Raw genomic sequence first — 15,895 nt, forward strand, 5'->3', positions numbered from 1 at the left:
ATACAAATAAAACCTATATCTTATTCAGAATGAAAAAACTATGTCTTTTTTTTATTTTAATTTTATTATCTAATATCACCAACATCATGGCACAAAATAAAGCTAAAATATTGGTTCTTATCCATTCAGATAATGGCGGAACTTACGAACTGGCCAAGGAAATTGCCAAGGGAATTGAAAGCGAAAACAATGCAGTTCCCTATATCAAACTGGTCAAAGCATCACAAAATCCCAATCTGAAAAATCTGCCTGTGGCCACGGTAGATGAATTGACAAATTATGATGGAATTGCTTTTGGCTCACCTGTTTATTTCGGAAACATCAGCACAGGAATGAGTGAATTTTTATCCAAAACGGTTCAAATTTGGACCAATCATGGATTAGAAGGCGTTCCGGCAACAGTATTCATGTCGGCAGGAAGCGGAGCAGGAAAAGAGCTGGCACTTCAGGCATTCTGGAACAGTCTTGCGGTGCACGGAATGGTATTGGTTTCTAACGGAATTCGAGGAACTGAAGAGCTGAATAAAGCAATTCCGCAGGGAAATACTGTTTTAGGAGTGACGAGTATGGCTTCTTTAAAAGATGTTGACCGACCTACCAAAGGGGAACGAAATATAGCAGAGCTGCAAGGAAAAAACTTTGCAAAAGTAACGTTGGCATTAAAAGACACACGACCTAAAAAAACGACAGCTATGGTGGAAAAGCATCAGAATTTCAGTGAAATATTGAAACAGAAAAATATTATCCTTCCACAGGTTCCTAAACCGGCAGGAAATTATCAGCCGTTTGTCCGTTCCGGAAATCTGGTATTTATTAATCAGGTTGCTTTGAAAGACGGAAAGATTTTCAATCCAGGTAAATTAGGAGTGGAAGTTAATGAACAACAAGTAAAAGATGCTACAAAAGTGACTATGCTGAATGTTATTTCTGTATTGAATGAAGCTGTAGGCGGAGATTTAAGCAGAGTAAAACAATGTGTTCAGCTTACCGGGATTTTCAATACCAAAGATGATTATACCAAACATGCAGACCTGATGAACGTTGCTTCTGATCTGGCCGTTGAAGTCTTCGGAGAGAAAGGAAAGCATGCCAGAGCCACTTTGGGAGCTTCCTCCATTCCTGTAGGCTCTTCAGTGGAGATTCAGGCGATTTTTGAAGTAGAGTAGACTTCAATTAAAATCTGCAGTAGAATTTCAAATATTAACCACAGATGTATAGAGATTATAAGTGTATAAAGGATACAATGAAATGCTGATGAAAGCATAAAAATCTGTGTACATCTGTGGTTCAAAAATAATTAAGAAAATTTAGAAAAAACCTCTGAAATAATAGGAATGCTTTGCTCCAGCTGCTCCTCAGAAAGTGCTCCATAGCTCAGTCTGAAACCATTGACCTGATTTTGACTGTATTGTTTCGGATGAATGATCTTAATATTTTTTTCCAGCAGTAAATCTGTTACAATATCCCAATCCAATTGTGCTCTGGGAACAATCCAAAAGGCGAGACCTCCTTCAGGCAGTGTAAAATCTGCAATGTCTCTCATCTGTTTTTTCAACAATTCAAAAACAAAGTCTCGCTTGCTTTTATAATGTACCGTTGCTTTTTTGATATGCTTTTTCACAGCACCTTCTCTGATTAACTGAAGTACAGCCTGTTCCATAATAACGTCTCCGTGTACATCAATAATTTTTCTCAGATCCCCTATTTTTCTCAGTAATTCCTGATTTTTAGTCGCCAGATAGCCGATCCTCAAAGCAGGAGCTACCACCTTACTCAGTGTCCCGATATACACATAATTGTGAAGTTCAGGAAAGCTTGAAATCGGCAGGATAGGACGATATCCAAAATGAAACTCGTTATCATAATCATCTTCAATGATCGTGATATTGTATTGATTTGATAATTCGATCAGTCTTAATCTTCTTGAGAGGCTCAGGGTAACCGTAGTAGGGTATTGCCTGTGAGGAGTAATGTAGATCGCTTTTATATTCTGATGCTGTTTCACCAGTTTTTCAATGGCTTCAATACTGATTCCTTCCTGATCTACAGGAACGGGTAAGAGAGTTGCACCAGCATATTCAAAGGCACGCCATGCAGGCTGATATCCGGGATCTTCCACAATAATTTGGTCTCCTGAACTTAAAAGACTTTGAGCGGTCAGAAACATTCCCATCTGGCTGCCGCGCGTAATTGAAATTTCATTTTCATGAATGTGCATTCCACGCTGGTGGTTGAGCATCTGAGAGATCATTTTTCGAAATTCAATATCACCATGTTCATCTCCATAGCCCATCATCTGCCACTTTGCTTTGATGCTGAAAATCTGTCTGTAAGCTCTTGCCAGCTCCGTTACGGGTGCAATTTTACTGTCTGGATGACCATCGTCAAAATTGATTAAAAACCCAGTAGATAAGACCTGCTGCTGTCCGGCATTATTGATATGATCAGCATTTCTCTCATGTAAAACAGGCAGCTTTTCTGACACGAAAATACCTTTTCTTTCTTTAGAAATTACCCATTCTTCATTGATAAGCACCTGATAGGCTTCCACAACCGTATTCCTGTTGATTTTTAACGTCTGCGCAAGATTCCTGCTTCCGGGAAGGGCATCCCCGGCTTTTAACCTGCCTGAACGGATGTCGCTGATAATAGTATCTGCAATCTGTAGATAAACTGCTTTATCAAGCTTTTTATCAATTTCTAATTCTAATTTCCAAGGTCGTAACATCTGGACTATCTATTTATATAAAAACTGAATCATTTCAATAGTCCAAATATAGGATAATTTTGTCATGCAATAAAGCACAAAACCATAATAATTTTAAAATCATGGACAAGAAAGAATTCAGTTCTAAAGATTTCCACGAAACTTTTGCAAGACCAAAGTATGTAAAGCCAAGCCATTTAATTCATAAAAATGTAGAGAATACAGGAGAGCACAATCAGTTTTCAACGGAAAGGAAGCACCCGGTTTTCTTTGTAGATCTTCCGAGTAAAAATGTCAGCATGACAATCGGTGGACTACTTCCTGGGCAGCAGACCAATAAGCACCGTCATACTTATGAAACCGTATTGTTTGTCATTGAAGGAAAAGGATGGACAGAAGTAGAAGGTGAAAAGGTACATTGGGAAGCCGGAGATGCCGTATATATTCCTTCATGGGCATGGCATAAGCACCAGAACCTAAGTGATACGGAATCTGCCAAATATATTGCCTGCGAAAATGCTCCTCAACTGCAGAATTTAGGGGTTGCTTTGAGAGAAGAGGAAGGCAGAGACCTTTAATATTTGAGATGTAAACCATTAAGGGATCGTTTTACTGATTTTTATTGATAATGGATATGATTTTTTTTCAATGTGAAACCATTACTTAACAGTCTTAACAATTTAATCTCTCTTAATGGTTTAAATCTTTTGCTGAAAATTATTTAAAATTTTTAAACTCACAAAACATGAAAAATGTGCCATTCAAAGGGATTATTGCCTATCCCATAACACCTTTTGATGAAAATGAAAAAGTAAATATTACCCTTTTCAAACATCTTGTAGAAAGGCTGATCACTTCCGGAAGTCATGGGATTGCTCCATTGGGAAGTACAGGAGTAATGCCTTACTTATCTGATGAAGAAAAAGAAGAAGTGACAGAAGCTACTTTACAGCAGGTAAAAGGAAGGATTCCGACTCTTGTAGGGGTTTCCAATCTTACAACGGAGAAAACAATCCATCATGCTCAGTTTGCAGAGAAAGCAGGCGCAGATGCGGTTATGATTATTCCGATGAGCTACTGGAAGCTTACTGATGATGAGATTGTAACGCATTATGATGCGGTAGCCCGTAAAATTTCCATTCCGATTATGGCATATAACAATCCTGCCACAAGTGGAGTAGATATGTCGCCCGCTCTGTTGAAAAGGCTTCTTGAGATTCCTAATGTAACCATGATCAAGGAAAGTACCGGAGATATACAGAGAATGCATTCTCTGAGAAGAGAATTGGGAGAAGAAGTAGCATTTTATAACGGTTCAAATCCTCTGGCGTTGGCGGCGTTTTCTGCCGGAGCGAGAGGGTGGTGTACAGCAGCCCCGAATCTTATTCCTGAACTCAATATCAACCTCTATAATGCAGTGGAGGAAGGAAACCTTGAAAAAGCAAAAGCTATTTTCTACCAGCAGTTTGACCTCTTAAAATTCATTGTCAATAAAGGATTGCCGAGAGCTGTAAAGGCAGGTCTTACTATTCTGGGTGAAGATGGCGGAAATCTGAGAAGTCCCTTAAAACCTCTTCATGAAAAAGAAACTGAAGAGTTAAAAAATATTATTAAAACCCTTGTTAATTAATACAGTCTTATGAAAAAATCCATTTTTTATCATGCCGGATGTCCTGTGTGCATCAGTGCAGAACACGATATTATCAATCTTGTAGGTCCTGAAAATGTTGAAATCATCCATTTGGGAAACGATAGGAATAAAATTGAAGACGCTGAGAAAGCGGGTGTACAATCTGTGCCAGCTTTAGTAACTCCTACCGGAAATGTTCTTCATATTAATTTTGGAGCATCTATGGAAGATGTGAAAAAATAGTATTTTAATCTTGTAAAAACGGCTCAATTTCTTGAGCCGTTTTTTATTGTTGGAAAGCGCTAAGACGCAAATATAATATCTACTTTGTGTTGTAAGGCGCAAGGATTTTATCTTTGATAAAATTAAATGCTGACTATTTTTATCTCTCGCAGATTATACAGATAACGCTGATAATTGTGTATAGATCTGCTTAATTTGCAAAATCTGCGAGAGAATTTATTGTTTATTTTGAGCCTTCTAAATTATAGCATTTCCTTCTATGCCGTCAGAGTTATTGGTTTTATGTCCGGTTATTGCTGATGCAACAAAACTAAACAGGCTCACCAGTTTTCCTGCTTTAGTGTCCCAATAATAAGTTTCCTTGGGCTCTACACGAATAATGGTAACATTAGGATCATCTTTTCCGTCAAACCAGGCCTTGGCAAGAGGAGACCATTTTTCTTCTATGGTAGCTTTGTCTTTATAAACAGAAGCTTTTCCGTACACTGAAAGATACTGGGAATCGCTGTTATTCATGAAAAACAACTGTACTTGTCGGTCTTCTTTTATTTCAAAATTCTTGTTGCTGTTTCCACTGCTGATAAACCAAAGATTTCCGCTGTCATCCGTTTCCTGCAGTGTCATGGGCCTTGAATTCACAGGAACAGTTTCCAATTCTGTACAGAACATACATATTCGGGCTTTTTCTGACAATTCCTTGATCTTTTTGATCGCTTCGAGATGGGTAAGATTTTGTGTTGACATAATATACTATTTTAAGTGATTGGTTGATGCTTAAATGAATTTATTCAACAGAATTTGATGAATATTATTCATTAAAACATTCAAATACCCGACCAAAAGGGAATAAAGTGTGGTACCTGAAATGGATTTTTTTTAGTTTTTTGGAAATCGCAAAGATGTAGGATGTTTTCTATGTTATATAAAATGCAAGAATTTTATCTCTTGCAGATCACACAGATTGCGCAGATAATTGTGTATAGATCTGTTTAATTTGCAAAATCTGCGAGAGAATTTAAATATATGTTTTTGCATGTCTTAAATTTAGATATTGTTCTTTTCTAGAAATAAGTTTTACGTAAATTTGATGAATGCAGATTTCACCTCCTAAACATCTGGCTCCTTTTATAAGGCATTATATCTTTTTGGAAAATTCCGGAGAGAATATGAGGAGTTTAAGACTCTTTACTGATGGAAGTTCCGGACTTATTCTATCCGGAAATATGAATCTGTATTCCGGGATTTCGGAAGAACGTATGCCGCTTTCTTTTTTTTACGGAGCATTAAACGGATATAAAGATTTTTCTTCAAAAGGCAGATTTTCCTTGATTGCTGTTGTATTTCAACCCTATTTTCTGAATATCCTTTTAAAAATATCTGCAAAAGAGATCCAAAATCAGATTGTTTCTGTGGAAGATGTATTAAAAAACAGATTGGAAGTCTTTCAGGAAAACCTTTTTAATAAAGCTGATCCTTCAGGTATTATTAATCATCTGAATATTTTTTTTACCGAATTTTTATCAGAAAGAATAAGTATTGATCATCAGGTTATTATGGCTACTCAAAAATATATTCTTCAGCATAAAGGTGTCGTATCATCCAAGGACTTGGAAAAATTTACAGGATACTCAGAACGCCACCTGGAAAGAAAGTTTGAATATCATATGGGAGTAACCCCTAAAAAATATGGAAATATTATACGCCTTCATTACTTTTTAAGTCTTATTAATAAAGGTTTTGATCATAAAAATATGGCGATGTTTTCTTATGAAGCGGGCTATTCTGACCAGTCGCACCTTATCAGGGAATTTAAAAATAATATCGGACTTACCCCCAAACAATACCTGAAGACAGAAAATAAAATGGCTGTTAATTTCATCGAGCTATAAACTATTCATGTCGGTTTTATACAATTTTTTGATGACGATCTGATCTAGTTTTGTCAAAAAAAATCAATGAATATTAAAATTTCAACCGCACAATTTGAAAATAAAAGTGGAGACAAAGCTTATAACCTCTCTGTTATAGAAAAACTGGCAGGTAAAGCTGCTTCTGAAGGGTCTGATGTAATTGTTTTCCACGAATGTTCTGTTACAGGCTATACTTTTGCCCGAAAACTTTCTAAAGAACAGCTGCTTGATGTTGCAGAGCGTATTCCGGAAGGAGAAAGCATTCAAAAGCTACAGGAGATTGCTGCTCGCTATGATATCGTCATATTGGCCGGGCTGTTTGAAAAAGATGAACATAATAACCTCTTCAAAGCCTACGTATGCGTTGATAAAACAGGGTTGAAGGCAAAATATAGAAAACTGCATCCTTTTATCAATCCCCATCTTACCCCCGGTAATGAGTATTGCGTGTTTGATATTTTGGGCTGGAAATGTGGTATTCTCATCTGCTATGATAACAACATTATTGAAAATGTGAGGGCTACCAGGCTTCTTGGAGCTGAAATTATTTTCATGCCTCATGTTACCATGTGTACGCCTTCCACAAGGCCGGGTGCCGGTTTTGTAGATCCTCAGCTTTGGGAAAACAGAGAAGCAGATCCTACCTCTTTACGGTTGGAATTTAACGGGATGAAGGGAAGAGACTGGCTGATGAAGTGGCTGCCATCAAGAGCTTATGATAACGGAGCTTATATTGTTTTCTCAAACCCGATTGGTATGGATGATGACCAATTGAAAAACGGATGTTCCATGATTATTGATCCTTTCGGTGATGTCATTGCAGAATGCCGTTCCTTCGACGACAGTTTCGAATCTGCCGTGATTACTCCTGAAAAGCTTACCCAGGCAGGAGGGTATAGGTATATTAAAGCCCGCAGGCCGGAATTGTATGGAGATATAATAGGGCAGGAACATTCGTCTGAGCAGAAAGTGGTCTGGCTTGACGATAAAACAGTTTAAAATACAATCTCTCCTGTAGTATAATCTATAGGAGAGATTCATTTACTGATTAATGGTTTTCTGCAGATCGCTCCAGGCACCGCCATTGTAGATGTGCTTGAAGCCCCTTTCTTTTAAAATATTTTCAGCTTTTACACTTCTTAACCCGTGAGAACATACGGTGATGTATGTTTTTCCAGGATCAAGTTCGCTGTATCGCTCTCTGATGGTTCCCAATGAAATATTGACGGAACCTTCTATATGCCCCGTTTCATATTCTTTTTCGGTTCTTACATCAAGAATAACGGCTCCTTTTTTCATCAGTTCTGGTAATCCGTTATCTAGGGTTTGGAAACGGTAAACTTTATAGGTCACATACAAGATAAGCGCTATACCGCAGAATATGAGAAAACTCTTCATAGTTTGCTTAGTATTTTTTTATCAATATAAAATGTTCCGAACGGAATAAAACAGGCTAAGATCACTTTCCATGTCACTTCTTTGAACTTCCAGTTTTGCTCTACACCCACACTCAGCGTATTGAACAGGAAAAGAAGAAATAATGTTCCATGAACGGGACCCAATACTCTTACAAATAGAGGGTTTCCCATCCCATACTTCATAGGAACAGCAATGCATATTAGGCTTAACAGTGAAATGCCTTCTAAAATAGCCAGAATCCTCAGCCGGCCGATCTTTGTTTTGAATAAATCCATCATAATTATCTGAAATAAGGTCTGTTTGCAAAAGGAGAAAAAGGCCACGGAATCGCAATGAAAATAATGATCAGTGCAATGGAGAACCAGATTCCCATCGTTTTAAATTTTTCTTTATCTGAATCTTTTCGTTTGGCTAAAGCAGAGCCGATCGTGATGATGATGATAGCCGTTATCATCAGTGAAATATGGATTAATCCGAAAAACAGATGTTCAAAAGATTCTTTGGCTTCGTTCAGATTCTTCCAGAAGTATTGGATAACCGGACTTTTAAAATAAAATATCATTCCTATGATCAATTGAATATGCGCTATAGTAGCGGTCCAATGCCGTACTGAATCATCCGTTTTGGTAAATTTTCTGCCTGAAAAATATCCTTTAAAAGAACGGAAAATTGCATAGAGTAAGCTTAATAAAACCAGCCAGCGGGTCAGGGAGTGCAAAAAAGTAAGAGTCTGATACATCGGTTGTTTTTTCGAATGAAGCAAAGGTATAACAAAAACATACTAATTAGTATGTTTTTAATCAAAAAAATTATTGAAGAGTATTGAAATAAGACTTAAGTCCTTTTAAATAAACAAGATAAACTTCTTTTGAATTTTCAAGCTTACCCATATTTCTTACGCCCCAATATCCTGAAATTACAAAAACGCTCACTTCTCTTGCGCTTACTTCTTTTTTGATCAATCCGGCTTCTTTCCCTTTTTCAATACACTCTGTGAAAGCATTTTCCCATTCTTTTGAAAGTTTGTGCAGAGCTTCTGTAAAAGCAGTATGCCATGGAGCCATCTGTTGTACAAAATTAGAAGTAGGGCAGCCATATTCAACCTTTAGAAAATCATTTTCCATGAGAAGATTATAGAAGACCTGATAGATATTTTCCAGAGGATTTGGACCGTTTTGCAAAGTATCAATAAAAGTTTTTCTGAAGGTAGATTTCAAAAGTTCTGTGATAATGGCAAGACCCATTTCATCCTTAGTTTTGAAATGATAATAAAAAGCACCCTTTGTTACCTGAGTTTTTGCAATAATCTCGTCAATACTCGTTGTCTGAAAGCCTTTCTCATAGATTAATTCAAAGGCTTTCTGGAGAATAGTAAGACGGGTTGCTTCGGATTTCTTCATAAAAACTGCTGTTTATAATACAAAGGAACAAAATTTAAATAAAAAATAAAACTATCATTATTCTGATACATTAGTACAATTTAAATAATTTTTATAATACAATAATTCGTCGGAAATTTGCCTTGTCAATATCAACAAAATACAAGACAATGAATTTTCAAAAAGAAATACAGACCAATACTGCATCACAGACTGTAAAAAAGAGTCTTCCTGCAGCTTTATGGGCACTCACAATAAGTGCCTTCGCGATAGGAACTACAGAATTTGTGATTGTAGGGCTACTTCCAACGGTAGCTTCTGATCTTGGAATCACGATTCCTTCAGCAGGATTGCTGGTGAGTCTTTATGCCATAGGAGTGGCTATCGGAGCTCCGATTTTAACGGCTTTAACAGGGAAGATTCCGCGTAAAATGCTTTTGGTTTCCATTATGCTGCTGTTTGTTATCGGGAATGGATTGGCATCTATTGCTCCGGGCTTTATAACACTTGTTTTAGCAAGAATATTAACAGGCTTTGCTCATGGGGTCTATTTTTCCATTGGTTCTACCATTGCAGCATCACTGGTTCCTGAAGAAAAAAGGGCAACCGCTATTTCTATTATGTTTGCAGGACTTACGCTGGCCATTGTAACAGGAGTTCCGCTGGGGACTTTTATCGGGCAGCATTTCGGATGGAGAGCAACCTTCATAGGCGTTTCAATTCTTGGGATCATCGGATTGGCAGCCAGCTTATTACTGGTTTCCAATAACCTGAAAAACGGGAAGTCCGCTTCTTTAAAAAGCCAGTTTAAAGTTCTGGGAAATAAACGTCTTATTTTTGCCTTTTTGATGACTGCAACGGGATACGGAGGAACATTTGTAGTTTTTACTTATCTGTCACCTATCTTACAGAAAATCACGGGATTTCAGGAATCTACTGTTACGTTTATCCTGTTGATCTATGGAATTGCCATTGCACTGGGAAACCTGATTGGTGGAAAGGTGGCCAATAAAAATCCTTTGAAAGCTCTTCTATGGATGTTTGCAGCACAGGGATTGGTTTTATTAGCATTTTATTTTACGGTAAGCAGTCCGGTTTTAAGTATCGTTACCCTTTTCTTTTTAGGAGCCTTATCATTTGCTTCGGTTCCGGGACTTCAGCTATTGGTGGTACAGATTGCAGAAAAAGAACTTCCCGGTACTGAGGATGTTGCTTCAGGGATCAATATTGCAGCATTCAATATTGGTATTGCGATAGGATCTTATGCCGGAGGAATGATTGTAACTTCCTCTTTGGGACTGGTGAGTACACCATGGATTGGAGCTTTATTCCTGGTGGTTACAGTATTGATTACCATGTATAGTATCCGTTTAGGAAACAAAAAATAAGATTTCATTAATAGTTTTACCTGACTTATCAATCCATGTCAAGGTTTAAAACCTTGACATGGATGTGTTTCATAGTTAAAGAAAAAACCAGAATGTTAGAGGTATATAAATGAAGAGGAACCAATACGGTGATGATGAAGTATATGGTTTTATAAAGGCAGGTTTTGATCTGCCTTTATTTTTTTGTGAAAAGTTCGCAATTAAAGTTTTTCTGCTTATGACAGGTGATCTGCATATATAAAAATCATATGGTTATTCTTTAAGAATTCTTTTCATTATTTAAACAGGTATAGCTTATTTTGTTTGATTTAAAAGTGTTTAACATAATAAAAAATGCTCTTTACGTCTGAGTTAATTGTATATATTTATCTCCTGGTGATCAAAATTATACAATGATAGAAAATTTAAATATTGATCCAGAACTGAAACAGATAAGTAGAAACAATTTTATAATAAAAATATCCTTTATGCATTACTCCCGAAAACTACTTCAATTATTCATTTTATTATATAGTGTTTTATCTTATGCTCAATCCAAACAAGATACTTTGCGTGGTGAGTTTACGTATCAGCTAAAAGCTAAATTCGACACACGAATTGATAATAGACATGAAGAGCTATTTTCATTACAAATAGGGGATAATCGTGCATTTTTTACAAGTAGCATATCCCTGAAAGGAGATTCGGTAATGGAGAATTCAAGAATAACGACAAATAATCCAAACGGAAGCATAACTCTTAGCTACAAGGAAGGAGTAGTAATTCCAAAAACAGATTTTAACTTTACCATTGTACAATCCAATGAAAATATACAATATTTTGATTCAGTTTTCATGGCATTACTCACCTATAAAGAGCCGGTCATAAAGAACTGGAAGCTTGTCAATGAAACTAAAGTAATCAGTACTATTAATTGCAAAAAAGCAGAAGTTACCTTTAAAGGAAGAAACTGGATAGCATGGTATGCTCCTGAAATTCCGTTTCCGTATGGTCCAATGAAATTCAGTGGATTACCCGGTTTGATCGTAAAAATAACGGATGACAAAGGAGATTATGATTTTGAGCTGGTAAAATCTGTATCTGATTCTCAATTAAAAGGAAGATTAATCAATATTAAGAAAAGCAGATATACTGGGGCTGTGGAAACAACACAGTCTAAATTGAAACAAGCACAAAGAAATAATGAAGCTAATACAGCTGCCGTACTTGCAAGCTATGGAACCACTATCGTAAAAGGACAGGAAATGCTAAAAAAGAGAGAAAAAGCAAGGGAGGAAAACAGCAAATATCAAAATCCACTCGAATTAATACCTTAGGCTATTAGATTTCATAAATATCCGCATCGGTAAAGACAAAAAACGTACTTTTCTTAGGCAGGTTTTTAGTATCCAATCCTGTGAATTCACTGAAGGCTGGGAGCAATAACTGATTATCGCTGAGAGCAAAACAGGGAAGTCTTATGTTTTTAACAGCAGAGTTCAGGACAATTCCCGGATGAATATGCCCGGTAATCTGGAATCCGGATCTTTCGGAATCAAAATCGTGAATAAAGGTAATGCCTTCTATTTCAAGACACTCAGTTTTGTGATTAAAACATAGTTTTTTCTCCAGAGCTTTTGAAATCCGGTCATGATTTCCTTCAATAAGATAAAACTGTATATGGGGATATTGGCTTTTCCATGTACAGAATTCGTCCACATCAGAATTGTCTCCCGCATGCAGCAGATCTCCAACCACAATGAATTTTTCAGGCTGAAAATATTCAATCAGTGCTGATAATCTTTCCAGGTCGCTTTTCATAATATGATTCGCTAATGCGATACCATTTTTACGGAAATGAGCCGTTTTCCCGATGTGAAGATCAGAAAGAATCAATGCTTTTTCTCTTTCCCAGAATGCCGCACGCTGATTGGTCAGAATGAAAGTTTCGTTTTGGATGGAAATGCTTTTGGTTGCTATAAACACGCTTTATAATTGAAAATTTGAATAGACTTATTGAACTATATTAATTGCATCAGCTAACCTTCCGGCTTACATGAAACTTTTCATCAAAAACATAAGTCAGAGGAATGCCGGTCGCAATTTCTCTTTCTAAAATTTCCTCAGGAGACAGATGTTCCAGATACATAATCAAAGCACGCAGGCTGTTTCCATGAGCAACGATCAATACATTTTCTCCTTGCTTTAATAGCGGTCTTATCTGGCTTTCAAAATAAGGAATTACCCGGTTATAGGTATCTTTAAGGCTTTCTCCTCCGGGAGGAACCACATCATAGGATCTGCGCCAGGTATGAACCTGCTCGTCACCGTATTTCAATGCGGTTTCTGCTTTGTTTAATCCTTCAAGATTTCCGTATGAACGTTCGTTTAATGCCTTATCCATAACGACCGGAATATTGGGATTTCCTATTTCATTCAGAATGATAGAGAGGGTATGCTGTGCTCTGATGAGTGCAGAAGTGAAAGCTATATCTATTTTTTCTCCTTGTAAAGAAAGGCCTGCTTTTTTTGCTTCTTCAATACCAGCTTCTGTTATATCGATATCCTTCCAGCCTGTAAATCTGTTTTCCAGATTCCAGAGTGACTGTCCGTGACGGACTAAGAACAACTTTTCCATTATTTAAATTTTATTTTATACTTCTAAGAAGGTATACTCTAAGGTACGATGATTATTTAAATTTATCAAGAAAATTAACTTAGAATATTAGGCTAAGAATAAGATTAAAATGACAGGTAAATTCATTGAAAAAAGCGTTGATGAGTTCATCAGATATCGCTTATATTGGATAATTTCAGCATTCTTTTAATTCTTGCATCCAGCCCTTCACTCGATAGGGTCTGCCTCAGACTGTCTACTTTGATCGGGAAGCTGAGTGGAGTAAAAGAACGGGAATGTTTTAAAATAATTTCAGACTTTTCAATCCTTTTAAAAGCTTCTACAAGCCGCTGTTCCTGAAGCTGCATATTAAAGACTTCCGTATAGGCTTGTTTTACTAAAAAATGATTGGAGTCGTGGTCTTCCAGAACTTTAAAAATAAGTCCCGCAGAACTTTGTAAAGATTTGTTGGAGCGCTGCTGTCCTGCATAGTTTTGAATAACCATTCCTGAAATAACGGCAATATCCCTGAATTTTCTTCTCGCCATTTCAGCAGAATTGATACTGGCAATCACATCATTCATAAGATTCTCTCGGCTTAAAATCTGCTGCAGATTATCTTCATTCAAAGGAATTTCCTTATCACTGAACAGCTCAAATCCATAATCATTCATCGCCATTGAAAAGGAAATAGGCGCCAGTTTGGAAATACGATAGGCAATCAGAGCTGCCATCACTTCATGTACCAGACGGCCTTCAAAAGGATACATAAAGACATGATATCCTTCACGATTTTTGATCATTTCCACCAGAAATTCATTTTCTTTTGGGATATGAGAATTTTCTTCCTGATTGGCGAGCAGAGGATGCAGAAATTTAAGTTCTTTTTCCGAAGCTTTAGGATTTAAAGCATGTGCAAGTTTTTCTCTTAAAAAATGTCCCAGATTGGAACTTAAAGGCAGTCTTCCACCAAGATAACTCGGTACCAAGGCTTTTCCTTTTGCTGCTCTTACATAAACCGTCATATCTTTGATCATGGCGACTTCCAGGGTACGGCCCGCCAGAATGAATTTTTCCTCTTTTTTCAGTTTTGAAATAAAATATTCTTCAATCATTCCGATATATCCTCCGGAAATAAATTTCACTTTCAGCATGGCATCACTTACAATCACACCCATATTCATCCGGTGAAGCATGGCAATTTTTCTTGAAGTCACTTTATAAAGTCCGTCTTCCATAATGACGATCTTATGGAATTCTTCATAGCTTTTAAGAACACTTCCGCCAATGGTAAGAAATTCCAGGATACCTTTCCATTCTTCATCCAGAATTTCCTGAAAGGCATATACTTTTTTGATTCTTTCGTACAGTTCATCAGGATAAAAACCGTCACCCACAGCCAATGTCATCAGAAACTGAACCAGCACATCGAAACATAATACCTGTGGTTCTCTGGGCTCAACAACTTTCTGTTTTACGGCTTCTTTTAAAGCTGAAACTTCAATCAGCTCCAGAGAATGGGTTGGAACACAATAAATTCTGGAAGTTTCAAAAGGGGAGTGCCCGCTACGTCCGGCTCTTTGCAGAAATCGTGCGACTCCTTTTGCAGACCCTATCTGAATAACGGTATCAACAGGTTTAAAATCAATTCCTAGATCAAGAGATGAGGTAGAAACCACAGCTTTTAATTTGCCGGAACTTAAATTTTCTTCAATCCAGATTCTCAAATGGGCATCAATGGAACTGTGATGGATAGCGATCTGACCTGCAAAATCAGGATAAGCATCCAACAGAAGCTGATACCACATTTCACTCTGGCTCCTGGTATTGGTAAAAACAATCGTAGATTTTGACTCCAGAATAATTGGGACTACTTTATCAGCAAGCTTGTTTCCAAGATGTCCTGCCCAAGGTAATATTTCAATCTCGTTCGGAAAAACAGGAATAATATCTATCTTTTTGTGTTCTTTGGCTGTAATTTTTGTCTTTTTTATATCATAAGGAATAAGAACATCCATGGCTTCATCAAGATTTCCAATGGTTGCGGTAATGCCCCATATTTTTATCTTGGGAACATATTTTTTAAGCTGGGAAATCCCCAGTTCTACCATAACACCTCGCTTTGAACCTAATAATTCATGCCATTCGTCCACAGCAACACATTTCATATTCCTGAAAAAGGTTTCATTATTTTTCTGAGCCAGAAGCAGATGAAGACTTTCGGGAGTGACAACAAGAATTTCAGGCATTTTTTTTACCTGCTGCTGTCGTACTTTTGGATCGGTATCTCCGTTTCTTACGCCTACAGCCCAATCAAGTCCAATTTCATCAATCGCTTCCTGCATGGCTTTCGCAATATCTTTGGATAAAGACCGCAATGGGGTAATCCAGATCATTTTCAACCCTTTTTTGTATTGTTCAGGGTGATTCAGGAAGTCTGAAACCAATGCTAAAAATACAGAGAATGTTTTTCCGAAACCGGTAGGAGCCACTACCATTCCGCTGTAACCATTTCCAAATTTCTTCCACGTTTCCAGCTGAAATTTAAAAGGGGCAATACCTTTATCGGTCATCCATTGCTGAATGATCTTCAATCCGTCGGTATGTTCAAAAGCTGCCAATT

At 37.2% G+C, this 15,895-nt stretch carries 17 protein-coding genes; 8 read left to right on the forward strand and 9 right to left on the reverse strand.

All coding sequences use genetic code 11. The features are described 5' to 3' along the window. Positions 1-29: 29 nt before the first annotated feature. Positions 30-1,166 carry an Atu1372/SO_1960 family protein gene (locus tag DBR39_RS05950; protein ID WP_124531343.1) on the forward strand — a complete coding sequence of 379 codons (1,137 nt, stop codon included), beginning with the start codon at positions 30-32 and terminating at the stop codon, positions 1,164-1,166. Between the two features lie 131 nt (positions 1,167-1,297). Here DBR39_RS05950 and DBR39_RS05955 read toward each other — a convergent pair whose 3' ends face one another. Next, positions 1,298-2,728: a PLP-dependent aminotransferase family protein gene (locus tag DBR39_RS05955; protein ID WP_124531345.1), complete on the reverse strand. Its 1,431-nt coding sequence runs from the start codon at positions 2,726-2,728 to the stop codon at positions 1,298-1,300. 101 nt (positions 2,729-2,829) lie between these two features. Here DBR39_RS05955 and DBR39_RS05960 point away from each other — a divergent pair, with 101 nt between their 5' ends. The 3 genes from DBR39_RS05960 to DBR39_RS05970 all read left to right on the forward strand — a co-directional run bounded on the left by DBR39_RS05960 (position 2,830) and on the right by DBR39_RS05970 (position 4,580). Beyond that, positions 2,830-3,285 (forward strand): cupin domain-containing protein, encoded by a 456-nt coding sequence (locus DBR39_RS05960; protein WP_124531348.1) that lies wholly within the window; start codon positions 2,830-2,832, stop codon positions 3,283-3,285. Positions 3,286-3,452: 167 nt separating this feature from the next. Continuing rightward, positions 3,453-4,337, forward strand: coding sequence for a dihydrodipicolinate synthase family protein (locus tag DBR39_RS05965; RefSeq protein WP_124531350.1), 885 nt, complete (start codon positions 3,453-3,455; stop codon positions 4,335-4,337). A 9-nt stretch (positions 4,338-4,346) separates the two neighbouring features. Beyond that, positions 4,347-4,580 (forward strand): thioredoxin family protein, encoded by a 234-nt coding sequence (locus DBR39_RS05970; RefSeq protein WP_124531352.1) that lies wholly within the window; start codon positions 4,347-4,349, stop codon positions 4,578-4,580. A gap of 237 nt (positions 4,581-4,817) precedes the next feature. On the opposite strand, the gene DBR39_RS05975 is transcribed toward DBR39_RS05970, so the two are convergent. Beyond that, on the reverse strand, positions 4,818-5,324 hold the full coding sequence (locus DBR39_RS05975) for a pyridoxamine 5'-phosphate oxidase family protein (RefSeq protein WP_124531354.1): 507 nt from the start codon (positions 5,322-5,324) through the stop codon (positions 4,818-4,820). A gap of 347 nt (positions 5,325-5,671) precedes the next feature. Here DBR39_RS05975 and DBR39_RS05980 point away from each other — a divergent pair, with 347 nt between their 5' ends. Further along, positions 5,672-6,469 (forward strand): helix-turn-helix domain-containing protein, encoded by a 798-nt coding sequence (locus tag DBR39_RS05980; protein ID WP_124531356.1) that lies wholly within the window; start codon positions 5,672-5,674, stop codon positions 6,467-6,469. 66 nt (positions 6,470-6,535) lie between these two features. After that, on the forward strand, positions 6,536-7,489 hold the full coding sequence (locus DBR39_RS05985) for a nitrilase family protein (RefSeq protein WP_124531358.1): 954 nt from the start codon (positions 6,536-6,538) through the stop codon (positions 7,487-7,489). Positions 7,490-7,531: 42 nt separating this feature from the next. On the opposite strand, the gene DBR39_RS05990 is transcribed toward DBR39_RS05985, so the two are convergent. The 4 genes from DBR39_RS05990 to DBR39_RS06005 all read right to left on the reverse strand — a co-directional run bounded on the left by DBR39_RS05990 (position 7,532) and on the right by DBR39_RS06005 (position 9,309). Further along, on the reverse strand, positions 7,532-7,888 hold the full coding sequence (locus tag DBR39_RS05990; RefSeq protein ID WP_124531360.1) for a rhodanese-like domain-containing protein: 357 nt from the start codon (positions 7,886-7,888) through the stop codon (positions 7,532-7,534). Beyond that, a complete protein-coding gene (locus DBR39_RS05995; RefSeq protein ID WP_124531362.1) occupies positions 7,885-8,187 on the reverse strand; it encodes a DUF3817 domain-containing protein in 303 nt (100 codons plus the stop codon). The genes DBR39_RS05990 and DBR39_RS05995 overlap by 4 nt, the downstream gene beginning before the upstream one ends. A gap of 2 nt (positions 8,188-8,189) precedes the next feature. Then, entirely contained in the window at positions 8,190-8,648 is a 459-nt protein-coding gene (locus tag DBR39_RS06000; RefSeq protein WP_124531364.1) for a hypothetical protein, read from the reverse strand. 70 nt (positions 8,649-8,718) lie between these two features. Beyond that, positions 8,719-9,309, reverse strand: coding sequence for a TetR/AcrR family transcriptional regulator (locus DBR39_RS06005; protein WP_124531366.1), 591 nt, complete (start codon positions 9,307-9,309; stop codon positions 8,719-8,721). 149 nt (positions 9,310-9,458) lie between these two features. Between DBR39_RS06005 and DBR39_RS06010 the strand changes: the two genes are divergently transcribed. Both DBR39_RS06010 and DBR39_RS06015 read left to right on the forward strand, forming a co-directional pair. Continuing rightward, positions 9,459-10,676: an MFS transporter gene (locus tag DBR39_RS06010; protein WP_124531368.1), complete on the forward strand. Its 1,218-nt coding sequence runs from the start codon at positions 9,459-9,461 to the stop codon at positions 10,674-10,676. Positions 10,677-11,143: 467 nt separating this feature from the next. Further along, on the forward strand, positions 11,144-11,992 hold the full coding sequence (locus DBR39_RS06015) for a GLPGLI family protein (RefSeq protein ID WP_124531370.1): 849 nt from the start codon (positions 11,144-11,146) through the stop codon (positions 11,990-11,992). 4 nt (positions 11,993-11,996) lie between these two features. Here the strand turns inward: DBR39_RS06015 and pdeM are convergent, their stop codons facing one another. The 3 genes from pdeM to DBR39_RS06030 form a co-directional block, all read right to left on the reverse strand. Then, the gene (gene pdeM / locus DBR39_RS06020) at positions 11,997-12,641 is read right to left on the reverse strand and encodes a ligase-associated DNA damage response endonuclease PdeM (protein WP_124531372.1); all 645 of its coding nucleotides are present in this window, start codon (positions 12,639-12,641) and stop codon (positions 11,997-11,999) included. 49 nt (positions 12,642-12,690) lie between these two features. Beyond that, positions 12,691-13,293: a 2,3-bisphosphoglycerate-dependent phosphoglycerate mutase gene (locus DBR39_RS06025; RefSeq protein WP_202980630.1), complete on the reverse strand. Its 603-nt coding sequence runs from the start codon at positions 13,291-13,293 to the stop codon at positions 12,691-12,693. Between the two features lie 149 nt (positions 13,294-13,442). Next, the gene (locus DBR39_RS06030) at positions 13,443-15,893 is read right to left on the reverse strand and encodes a ligase-associated DNA damage response DEXH box helicase (RefSeq protein WP_124531376.1); all 2,451 of its coding nucleotides are present in this window, start codon (positions 15,891-15,893) and stop codon (positions 13,443-13,445) included. Positions 15,894-15,895: the final 2 nt, after the last annotated feature.

Origin of the sequence: Chryseobacterium sp. KBW03 (assembly GCF_003852415.1) — a bacterium.
Classification (GTDB): domain Bacteria; phylum Bacteroidota; class Bacteroidia; order Flavobacteriales; family Weeksellaceae; genus Chryseobacterium; species Chryseobacterium viscerum.